At 42.3% G+C, this 10,703-nt stretch carries 10 protein-coding genes; 5 read left to right on the plus strand and 5 right to left on the minus strand.

What is annotated here, in order from left to right; translation table 11 throughout:
- The first annotated feature begins 33 nt into the window (after positions 1-33).
- From B0O44_RS04620 to B0O44_RS04635, 4 genes are all read left to right on the plus strand, one after another.
- Positions 34-864, plus strand: a complete 831-nt coding sequence (locus B0O44_RS04620; RefSeq protein ID WP_110827480.1) for an HvfB family MNIO-type RiPP peptide maturase — start codon at positions 34-36, stop codon at positions 862-864.
- Entirely contained in the window at positions 851-1,606 is a 756-nt protein-coding gene (locus B0O44_RS04625) for an HvfC family RiPP maturation protein (RefSeq protein WP_110827481.1), read from the plus strand. Before B0O44_RS04620 ends, B0O44_RS04625 begins: the two co-directional genes overlap by 14 nt.
- Before the next feature lie 2 nt (positions 1,607-1,608).
- On the plus strand, positions 1,609-2,046 hold the full coding sequence (locus B0O44_RS04630; RefSeq protein WP_110827482.1) for an HvfX family Cu-binding RiPP maturation protein: 438 nt from the start codon (positions 1,609-1,611) through the stop codon (positions 2,044-2,046).
- 65 nt (positions 2,047-2,111) lie between these two features.
- Positions 2,112-2,810 (plus strand): DUF1826 domain-containing protein, encoded by a 699-nt coding sequence (locus B0O44_RS04635; RefSeq protein WP_110827483.1) that lies wholly within the window; start codon positions 2,112-2,114, stop codon positions 2,808-2,810.
- Between the two features lie 22 nt (positions 2,811-2,832).
- Here B0O44_RS04635 and B0O44_RS04640 read toward each other — a convergent pair whose 3' ends face one another.
- Positions 2,833-3,189: a winged helix-turn-helix transcriptional regulator gene (locus B0O44_RS04640; RefSeq protein ID WP_110827484.1), complete on the minus strand. Its 357-nt coding sequence runs from the start codon at positions 3,187-3,189 to the stop codon at positions 2,833-2,835.
- 94 nt (positions 3,190-3,283) lie between these two features.
- On the opposite strand from B0O44_RS04640, the gene B0O44_RS04645 reads away from it, so the two are divergent.
- Positions 3,284-4,021, plus strand: coding sequence for an SDR family oxidoreductase (locus B0O44_RS04645; protein WP_110827485.1), 738 nt, complete (start codon positions 3,284-3,286; stop codon positions 4,019-4,021).
- A 13-nt stretch (positions 4,022-4,034) separates the two neighbouring features.
- Here the strand turns inward: B0O44_RS04645 and B0O44_RS04650 are convergent, their stop codons facing one another.
- The 4 genes from B0O44_RS04650 to B0O44_RS04665 form a co-directional block, all read right to left on the minus strand.
- A complete protein-coding gene (locus B0O44_RS04650) occupies positions 4,035-4,385 on the minus strand; it encodes a DoxX family protein (RefSeq protein WP_110827486.1) in 351 nt (116 codons plus the stop codon).
- A complete protein-coding gene (locus B0O44_RS04655) occupies positions 4,382-6,334 on the minus strand; it encodes an OmpA family protein (protein ID WP_245943587.1) in 1,953 nt (650 codons plus the stop codon). Before B0O44_RS04655 ends, B0O44_RS04650 begins: the two co-directional genes overlap by 4 nt.
- A gap of 23 nt (positions 6,335-6,357) precedes the next feature.
- A complete protein-coding gene (locus tag B0O44_RS04660) occupies positions 6,358-7,371 on the minus strand; it encodes a PorP/SprF family type IX secretion system membrane protein (RefSeq protein WP_110827488.1) in 1,014 nt (337 codons plus the stop codon).
- Between the two features lie 39 nt (positions 7,372-7,410).
- Positions 7,411-10,703 (minus strand): DUF7507 domain-containing protein (locus B0O44_RS04665; RefSeq protein ID WP_146229771.1); only part of this gene is annotated, 3,293 nt, incomplete at its 5' end.

The raw sequence follows: 10,703 nt of genomic DNA on the forward strand, positions 1-10,703 counted from the left end.
ATGCGCTCTTTCTATTTCGTAAAAAACAATACTATGGTAGGTATAGGCTTTAGAAAAGACTTTGCAGAAGAAATGTTGCAAAGCAATATCATTCAACCTGCATTTATAGAAGTTGCCCCCGAAAACTGGATCGGAGTTGGTGGATTCTGGAAAAAACAGTTCAGGCAAGCCCTTGAACAATATCCATTGTATACCCATGGCTTATCGCTCTCTGTCGGTAGCCCGGATCAACTGGACTTTCAGTTTTTAAAAAAGATAAAAGACTTCCTTTCCCAAACCAATGCCCGGCTTTATTCGGAACATTTAAGCTACGCTAAATGTGACAATGCCCACCTTTACGACTTATTGCCAATTCCTTTTACTTATGATGCGGTAAGGCATGTGGCTGAAAAAATTCGTACGGTGCAAGAGGTCCTGGAAAGAAAAATCTCCATTGAGATTGTCAGTTATTATAGCCCTGTCGCACCAGAGATGACTGAAATTGAATTTATCAACAGCATACTCTCAGAGGTCAACTGCGATCTGTTACTGGATGTAAACAATGTGTATGTCAATGCTTTCAATCATCAGTACGATTCAAAAAATTTTATTGCTTCTCTCCCTATGGACAGGGTAAGTTATATACACATGGCTGGGCACCATCAGGTATCGGAATCACTTGTTATAGACACCCACGGTGAGGCCATTATTGACCCTGTATTTGATCTTTTTGACTTTACCATGCGCCGTTTAAAACGAGATGTGCCTGTATTGCTTGAAAGGGATTTTAATATTCCTGTGCTTGAGGAACTACATCAGGAAATGACCCGCCTGAATGAGATTAAACTGGACGCACTAAAACCGATGCCTTATGTTCCTGCTTAAAAAAACACATCACAGCCAGTCTGCCCTGGCCAATTATTGCCGTACAGGTATTCTGGAAGATATTCCGGGTATAAAATCAGAAAACATCGGACATTACCGCAGACTGGTCTTTAATATTGTGAATGACATGCTGCAATCGGCTTTTCCTTTGAGCCATAAATTGCTCAAAAACCGCAAATGGCAAAGTCTAACGCATGAGTTTTTTAGCACCCATGCTTGTCAGTCTCCACAGGTTTGGTATATGCCCAAAGAGTTTTATCAATACCTAGAACAAAGGCGTCCTGAAATTCTGACCGACTATCCGGTATTACTGGAATTGTTGTGGTTTGAATGGTTGGAGATAGAAATGTTTATGATGGAAGACCGTGAAATTGACTACAGCAACAGTGGGAACGTTGATTGCGATGTACTGGTCTTAAACCCCGAGCTACACTTCCAGCATTTTGAATATCCGGTACATTTAAAAGAAGCAGTAAAAATTACAGCTGCTGACAAAGGAGCTTACTTTTTGTGTGTACACCGTGTGCCTGAAAGCGGAGAGGTGATTTTCACTGATCTTTCCGCCGGCTTTGTACGCCTGCTTGAACTTTTATCCGATAGTCCCCAAACTTTACCAGACCTTATGACCAGGCTATGCACAGAACTACAAATCGATCAAACTACAGAAATTAAAAATAGGTGCCTGGATTTTATACAAACGGCCATTGAATCGAGATTAATAATCGGTTTTAACAAAAATTAAAAATGAAAATCATATCCACTTATACCCGCCTGCAGGCCCTGCTTAAAAAAATAGAATTTCTCCCCCTTTTGCTCATCAGATTTATATTGGCCTATGGGTTTTATAACCCTGCAAAAATGAAATGGAACGATATTAACGCTATAGGAGAATGGTTTGGCAGTATTGGCGTTCCTGCGCCTTACCTGAATGCCTATCTTGCCGCATCTACAGAAGCCCTGGGTGTGCTGTTGCTGATCCTTGGCTTGGGTACCCGTTTGATCAGTATTCCTTTAATGGTTACCATGGTTGTCGCCATTGTTACCGTACACCTGGAAAACGGATTTGAAGCCGGGCAAAATGGTTTTGAAATTCCTTTGTATTACCTGATTATGCTATTTACACTGTTTGTGTTCGGGCCGGGAAAAGCAAGCCTTGATGAATGGATAGAAAAAAGAAATTAAGCTAATTTAGCATGATCCTCTATCCTATTCCATATTCTTGTAAAGAATTATATTTATTTTAAAATATGAAAGATAAATTTTCTGACAACAATCAAATTGGAGTCGTTTCAACTTTTTCTGAACTGGTAAACACCAATTTTCAAGACGAGATGAATGCCATTTGTTGGTCCAGAAATTTAGCCGGGGATTTTAAAGAAATTGTATCTAAACTTCGATTAAAAGAGAACGTTACAGAAATTTCGATAGAAGACCTCTTAGCGCTTCCCTTATCAGAAAAAGGTAATATCGCCCGGGAAATTATTTTAAACGATGTACAGTTGTTAGCAGATTTCGGTGCATCTCCCTCACTCAATTTACTAAAAAATTACGAGCGTGACCTGGAAATAGATTTCATTTCAACAGATGTATATTCTTATCATGTAGATCGTTCAGATATTGGAACCGATACATTTTTATGCACCTATTACGGCGCTGCAAGTGACATCTTACCGAATGATCAGGCAGAACAAAAGATATGGGTTCCTGAAATCAGGGAAAAGCTTAAAGCATTGCATCAGGGTCCACCAGCAGAGTTTGAAAGCTTTTTAAAGGAATATTATTTCGATTTGCATTATCAGCCTAAACCCAATGCCCAGCCCATAAACTTAGGGTTAGGCCACCTTTGGAAATTAGCCATAGAGCATCCAGAACAAAAGGTTTTGCCCTGTGTTCACCGGGCGCCAAAAGAAAATGACAATGAATACCGGTTGCTGCTGATTTGTTAAATGTTTAAAGCAGGCCACCAGATTAAAAAATCTTTTTAATCTCCGCCCTGTGCTTCAATCCGAACTCGATCAGCGCTTTAATGACCGGCTGCGTTTCAATCGCATAATGCGTGAGCGCATAAGATACCGTAACAGGTTTGGTCTTGTTTACAGTTCTGGTGATCAGCAGATTTTCCTCCAGTTGCTGCAGCTCTTTAGACAACACCTTAGGTGTAATGCCCTTGGACGTTTCCATAAGGTCTTTGAAACGCAGCGTTCCGCTATGGTACAGATTCGTCAAAATACAAACCTTCCATTTACCGCTCAGTAACTCCAGGGCATCTTTCAATGCCAATTGCTTATCGATACCCGGTTGTGATTCACACCTTAATTTTTCCATATAAATAGTAACTATCCTGCAGGTAAGCCATAGCAAGTTAATGTTAAAAGTCCAATAATTTTATCCCGAAAAGAAAACATGAAATACATCAGACATGAAAAACACCATAAACAACGGTCTTAAGGCTAAGCGAATCGTTCTGTTAGGAGGTTCCTCGGGCATTGGTCTGGCCACAGCGCTGGCAGCGGCCAGGGAAGGCGCAGCCATAGTAATCGTTTCCAGCAGTCAGCAACGGATTGAGGATGCCTTATCCATATTGCCCAAAAACACTCAAGGTTTCGCCGCTGATCTTGGAGAGGAAACGCAAGTTGAAGCCCTATTTAAAAAAATCGGCAAATTCGACCACCTTGTTTTTACTGCAGGTGACCAGCTGAAATTCAGCGAATTGTCGGCATTGAACATCGACGAGGCAAAAAAGTCCATCCATCTGCGCTTTTGGGGATCCATTATGGCCGCAAAGTATGGGGCGCCCTTGATCCGCAAGGGAGGCTCAATAACCCTAACAACAGGTGCAATTGGAAAAAGGCCAAGAAGCGGAACGGTGGTCATCGCCGGAATGGCCAGCGCAATTGACGGCCTTACCCGTTCCCTTGCATTTGAACTTGCTCCAATAAGAGTCAATGCGGTTTGCGTAGGAACAGTCAGGACCAATTTATTGGCAAATATGCCGGAACCTGACAGGGAGGCCCTGTTTAACAAGATAGGAAGTCAACTTTTAACCGGCAAGGTAGGCGATGCAGATGATCTTGCAGAGGCTTATGTATACCTGATGCGCGGAGGTTTCACCACAGGCCAGGTCATTGTTGCTGATGGTGGAAGTTTACTGGTATAAACCTTTTTTAGGATTATACATTTTTCAATGGGTATTGCAGATAGATAATGAGCAGGTTGATCAGCAAAAAGGGCAGTTCGATCAGTGCCCCTTTTAAGTCTTTACCAAGAAGCTGCAGGCAAATAATCAGCAATATTCCTGCAGCCATTAGAAAATTTCCCCAGACAAAAGTTCTGGGGAATAAAATCAGTACAGCCGCAATCAGGGTAACCGTTCCATTTATCGCTAAGGTTGTTTTATTAAATCCCCATTTGCCAAACATTGCCATCATTTCAGGTTTTGCCGATAGCATCGCATAACCTTGCTTTATCCCCATCAGCACAGCGATAATGATCAATATCGAATTGATGATTTTGAATGTCATAATTTTAAAATCTTAAACTCTGTACGTCTATTGGTCTGGTGCTCGGCCTCAGAACATTTTACCCCATTAGAACACCGGTTTAACAATTTTGTTTCACCATAACCTTTGGCCTTCATCCGGCCTCGGTCAATGCCCCTGCTGACCAAATAATTAACAACAGAACGTGCCCTGCGTTGGGACAGATCCAGGTTATATACATCTGCACCCCTGCTGTCTGTATGTGAGCCCAGCTCAATTTCAAGTGTTGGGTTATCCCGCATCGTTCTGACCAGTTCATCCAGAATTTTAGCGGCATCCGGCCGGATGTTGTCTTTATCAAAATTATAATGGATATCCTTCAAGGCGATTGCTTTTCCAATTTCAAACAAAGGATCCAAACGCAATACGACGTTTAAAGTATCAGATTTTATTAAACCTTTAGTGCTAAGCTGAACAGAATCACCATAAAATTTTTCTTTTTGTCCTAAAACAGAATAATCTACATCCTTTTCCAATTCAAAGAAAAAAGTTCCATTTGAACTGCTGTTTTGTTTTGCCACCAGCTGCCTTCCATTTTGAAATAGGGTCACTGCCGATGCCGGAAGAATTTCACCTGTTTTTTTATTGACCACCGTTCCTTTTAAAGCCAATATGATTTTTGAAATCACACTGTTGAAGCTATAAATATCGTCCCCTCCTTTGCCGCCTTTTCGGTTGGAAGAAAGATAACCCGATTTTGTGCCGGCTGTAGTTTCAGCAGTCAGAAAGGCAAAATCATCTCCGGAAGAATTGATCGGATACTTTAGATTCAATGGAACCGACCAGTTGTTTTGACTTCCCTTGGCAGAAAATATATCCAGTCCGCCCATCCCGGGCAATCCGTTACTGGAGTAATACAATACACCATCCTCATTTAGATTGGGGAACATTTCATTTCCCGGGGTATTAATCCTTCCCCCGGCATTTTGAGGCTGGCCCCAGGTTCCATCACTTTTGCGTTCACTGTACCAAATATCCGTACCGCCAAAACCGCCCGGCATATCTGACACAAAATACAACGTTTTTTCATCCTTGCTTAATGCCGCATGGCCAACAGAATATTTTTGTACATTATTGTATGGAAATGCGATTTCTTCCCATTGGCCATTTAAATTGGAATAGATAAACAGCTCCAGGTTATGGGTGCCAAATTTCAATTGATGCTCCCTGGTCAGCTCAGTTTCTTGACCAGGATAAGTACGCGTGACATAAAGGACATTGCCCGCTTTATTACTCACCACAGGACCAATATGGTAACGCCCGTTATTATAGGATGCCTGATTGATTTCCGGCTTTGCCAATCCGGAGTCCGGAGATTGACTAGCGGTATAGATGCGCAAATATGGATTTCCGGTGCGTCCATAAATCTTTTTAAAGGCGGCCGCATTTGGCTCAGCAACATAAAAAAGCTGTTTACCAATGCTGGAAACACCGAACTCTGAATTGGCCGTATTGATCAGGCTTTCATTTTTAATGTGGTGATTGGTCGGTTTTGCCATCCAAACCACAGCAGAATCACAACCGGCAATATCATTGGTTACCCTTTTAACATCGCCCGATTTTGAAGCATATTGTTTAAATATGCTTTTGGCTTGTTCATACCGGGCGTTTGATTTGAGTACTTCAGCATACAGGAGCAGGTTCTGTGGACTGCTTTGTGGAAATTGTACCACCCTGGCGTACCAATTCTCGGCAGCCTCATAATCGTTCATTTTCCAATAACAATCCGCAAGGCGTTCCAGGTCCTTAAGCTTAGGTTTTTTAACATCTGCAAGCTTCGAATAAATGGAAGAGGCTTGCGCATAATTATAAGTTAAGTATAATTTATCTGCGCGTTCACGCAATCCTGGTTGCTCCTGTGCTTTTAGTACTGGCCCAAGAAATACAAGTATCAAAGCCGGTACGACTATATATTTTTTAATCATGCTCATGGTGATTATTTTTCGCTATACATTTAAAAAAATCTAGGACTAAGTAATCTGCTCCCTTTACGTGGAAAGGTTAAGCCTAAAGTAATCTCGTGCGAACCCGACTGAACGCTGCTCAGTTTGTTTAGCATATGATCATAAGAATACCCAATCCGCAATTTCTCTGTCACATAAAACTGGACGATTCCGGATATTGAATTCACTTTGGTCAGGTTAAGGTCCTTTTCATAATCCTTTTTCCAAAGGTTTAAGCCTGTACGATAAGAAGCACCAAACCATATTTTTTCACTAAAAATGAACATCCCGCTTAGATCCACGCTGGTTGGGCCTTTAAAATCTTCTTTCATCAGTAAACTTGGCCGAAATTTAACATCTTCAGACAAATCGGTCAGCATACCCGCCATCAAATACAGGTGTCTTTTGCGTTTCAAATTTTCGGTTGCATTTGCATCCCATTTAAAAATGTTGTTCGATTTATCACCGGAAAACAAATCCATCAGTGAAGCACCCACATAAAATTTTGGTTCATAGTAGTACACCCCAAACCGGGCATCAGGAATATAGCTGCTGATTTGCCCTACAGGCAGTTGCTGATCTTCGCCGTCTACTGGTTTGAGCATCGCACCATCCAGGCCATAATTGGTGATCCCAACACCGATACCAAAACTTAGCCTTTTGGTATCTTCTGCATCCAGCTGCAACCGGTAAGCATAGTTTGCATAAGCCGATACAGAAGATTGCGGGCCAAGTTTATCGGCCGTGATCTGCAGTCCTATGCCCATCCTTTTGGTTTCAGGGTCTAAAAGTCCGTCAATAGAAAACTGACCGGTCTTAGGTGCACCGTTAATACCAGTCCACTGGGAACGCAAAGCCATTTGGGCAAACCATTGTTCTTTATAACCCGCATAAGCAGGGTTTACACTCAGCGAGTTGAATATATATTGGGTAAACTGAATATTCTGCTGGGCCATTGCGGGTAAGATACCCGCAATGGTTAAGCTGAACAACATAATTACTCTTTTTATCACTTGTTTGTTCATGATTTTTAATTCAATAGTCAATAATCTGATCTTTTTACCTTAGCGTTTGATAAGTACCCAACCTTTGACTGTTTCTATATTTGATGCTTTTTTCAATCTGATGATGTAGTAATAGGTGCCCTCATTCAGCCCCTCTCCGGTCCAGTTATTTTGATAATTCAGATGCCTGTAAACCTGGCTTCCCCAACGGTTATAGATTTCGATTTCCACCACATCATAATTTTCTTTACCCACAATAACAAAGGCGTCATTTTTACCATCCCCGTTTGGTGTAATTACATTTGGTATAAAGAAACCTTCGATGGTGATCTTTACCGTTGCCATGTTTGTGATATTTCCGTTTACATCTTTTACGGTATAAGTAAACTCGTCTGCACCGGTGTAGCCACTGTTTGGCTTATAAGTTACCGTCCCATCCGGACCAATAGTTACTGTTCCATGTTTCGGCTGACCTGTTATCTGAATTGAACCTTTGTCAAGCGGAGCTCCATTTTCCTTATCGTTATCCAGGACCTTAATATCTATTGGTTTATTGAACGTTGTTTTTCCTTCATCATCCTGAGCGATCGGCTTTGTAGGTGTTACTGTAATTTTACCGGTAGCGACATTTGAAACCTGTCCATTCTTATCTTTTACGGTATAGGTAAACTTGTCTTCACCCGTATAACCAGGGTCTGGTTTGTAGGTAATTGTACCATTCGGATTCACGACCACTTTACCGTGCGCTGGCTGCTGGGTAATGGTTATTCCTGAAGCATCCAGATCGCTATCTCCAGGGGTATCGTTGTCCAATACTGAAATCACGACTTCCTGATTCTGCAGGGTGTTGCCTTTATCATCTGTAGCTACCGGAGGTTTAGCCAAAGTGGTCACTGTAGGATCGTCATTATTGGCCGCTGTCCCGGATTGATCCGTTACGGGAGTGCCTTTTGGATCTGATGCATTTACTACAGCCTGATTTGTCACATTTCCTTTCGCGATGTCGGCTGAGGTAATGACATACTTTTCCTTATGGCTAAGGGATTCGCCAGGGGTAATAATTCCTGGGATACTTATGGCTGGCTTATTCAATAAAGGGTCATTCAATACGACATTTTTAAGGCTTATGTTTCCTGTATTGGTTATCGTAAAGGTGTATTCAATCTCATTGCCCAGAACAAAAGCTCCTTTTTGTCCCGTCCCTGTATTGGTTACTTTTTTGACCAAGGCAATTGATCCTTTTTGCTGAACAGGCGTAATGGTACAAGTTGGGCAATCCGGATCCTTTGGTGCGCCAGGAATTGGTGAAGGATCAGTTGACTCTCCATGTACGTTCCCTCCTTTGGGATCTTTACCATCGGCTTTGGCCAGGTTACTCACATATCCTTTATCTAAATCTGCCTGGGTTACGGTATGCTTAGCCACCATATTTACCGTTGCACCTGGTGCAAGATTTGAAATGTTTGCAGGTATAATGCTGCCCCCGTCTGCATTCGCATCCGTGATTTGAATACCGGTTAGACTTACGTTTCCTGTATTTTTCAGCACCAGATTGTAGGTAATTACATCTCCAACCTTATTAACAGTACCTGCAACTGCTGTTTTGGTTAAATTTAATGACGGTGATGCCGGCAACGGAGTAATAGTACAATCTTTGCATTTTGGATCTATTGGTGTAGCCGGGTCTGCCGGGTTACCGCTGGTTGAAGTCGCCGTTACCGGGTCACCGTTTGGCCCCTTACCCGTTACAGTAGCCATATTGTCCACACGTCCGGCATCTACATCGGCCTGGGTAATGGTATAAACCGCAGTGAATGTTCCCTTATCGATTGCCCCCGGGCCTAGTGTAAGTGGTCCACCTGCAACTGTTACTTTTGAATCGGTAATCATAATGTTCTTTATGGTTACATTACCGACATTGCTCACCGTAAAGGCATAAATTATCTTATCGCCTGCATTTACTTTTCCATCATTATTGGTATCCGTATAAGTACCTGTCTTCACCAGCGTCATACCGGCTTTTTGCAGAATCACAGTGACCGTCGGATCATCATTGTCAATTTGACTTCCTGAAACATCTTTTGATTTCGTTCCATCAGGGGCCGTTGCTTCTACAGTAGCAGAATTGGTAATTTTACCAGCATCCACATCGTTTTGGGTAATGGTATAACGAGCCACATAATTAACCGTTGCAGCAACCAAAAGCTCACCTGGAATATTAATATTCGTGTTGGCAATTAATGGATCGTTTAAAACAATATCCCTTAATACGACATCACCCGTATTCGTGACTTTAAAGGTATATTCTATCTGATCGCCAAGCTGATACGCACCTGCGGTTCCTGAGCCTGTATTTGTTACGACTTTTACTAAAACAATTTTAGGATTTTGAACTATTGGTTTTTCAACCACCGGGGTAAGCGGTGTGGTTGGATCAATTGGATCCACCACCGAAGCCGTGTTTTTAATCGAAGTGGTACCCACCGGCAGGTTAGCGGCTACCGTTGCTTTGAAACTTAAGGTTAAAGTACCATTGGCCGGAACAGTTAAGTTTGTCCAGTTGATCGTATTGCCCGTTGCGATACCGCCATTGTCAATAGCAGTGATATTAGTTAGGGTCGACGGAACTGCATCACTTGCTGTTACCCCTGTTTTTGCAGTACCAAAACTATTGGTTAAATTAATAGTATAGGTTAACACATCACCAGGTTTCACCGTTACAGGGTCACCGGCAATAGATTTTACTGCCGTGATTTTCCCTTCGGTTGGTTTTTCAACCACCGGGGTAATCGGTGTGGTCGGATCAATTGGGTCTACTATCGAAGCCGTATTTTTAATCGAGGTGGTACCCACCGGCAGGTTAGCGGCTACCGTAGCTTTAAAGCTTAAGGTTAAAGTGCCACTGGCCGGAACAGTTAAGTTTGTCCAGTTGATCGTATTGCCCGTTGCGATACCGCCATTGTCGATAGCAGTGATATTAGTTAGGGTTGATGGAACTGCATCACTTGCCGTAACCCCTGTTTTTGCAGTACCAAAACTATTGGTCAATACGATGTTGTAAGTCAATACATCACCAGGTTTTACCGTTGTAGGGTCACCGGCAATAGATTTTACTGTGGTGATTTTCCCTTCGGTTGGTTTTTCAACCACCGGGGTAATCGGTGTGGTCGGATCAATTGGGTCTACTATCGAAGCCGTATTTTTAATCGAAGTGGTACCCGCTGGAAGGCTAGCTGCTACCGTTGCTTTAAAGCTTAAGGTTAAAGTACCATTGGCCGGAACAGTTAAGTTTGTCCAGTTGATCGTATTACCTGTTGCGATACCACCGTTATCAATGGCGGTAATATTAGTTA

It is taken from the genome of Pedobacter nutrimenti (assembly GCF_003208655.1).
Lineage (GTDB): Bacteria > Bacteroidota > Bacteroidia > Sphingobacteriales > Sphingobacteriaceae > Pedobacter > Pedobacter nutrimenti.

Bases quoted from the DNA above. Each gene is read 5' to 3' on its own strand.
- B0O44_RS04650 (WP_110827486.1), bottom strand. From the start codon at position 4,385: ATGACATTCAAAATCATCAATTCGATATTGATCATTATCGCTGTGCTG.
- B0O44_RS04660 (WP_110827488.1), bottom strand. From the start codon at position 7,371: ATGAACAAACAAGTGATAAAAAGAGTAATTATGTTGTTCAGCTTAACC.
- B0O44_RS04640 (WP_110827484.1), bottom strand. From the start codon at position 3,189: ATGGAAAAATTAAGGTGTGAATCACAACCGGGTATCGATAAGCAATTG.
- B0O44_RS04630 (WP_110827482.1), top strand. From the start codon at position 1,609: ATGAAAATCATATCCACTTATACCCGCCTGCAGGCCCTGCTTAAAAAA.
- B0O44_RS04620 (WP_110827480.1), top strand. From the start codon at position 34: ATGGTAGGTATAGGCTTTAGAAAAGACTTTGCAGAAGAAATGTTGCAA.
- B0O44_RS04655 (WP_245943587.1), bottom strand. From the start codon at position 6,334: ATGAGCATGATTAAAAAATATATAGTCGTACCGGCTTTGATACTTGTA.
- B0O44_RS04625 (WP_110827481.1), top strand. From the start codon at position 851: ATGTTCCTGCTTAAAAAAACACATCACAGCCAGTCTGCCCTGGCCAAT.
- B0O44_RS04635 (WP_110827483.1), top strand. From the start codon at position 2,112: ATGAAAGATAAATTTTCTGACAACAATCAAATTGGAGTCGTTTCAACT.
- B0O44_RS04645 (WP_110827485.1), top strand. From the start codon at position 3,284: ATGAAAAACACCATAAACAACGGTCTTAAGGCTAAGCGAATCGTTCTG.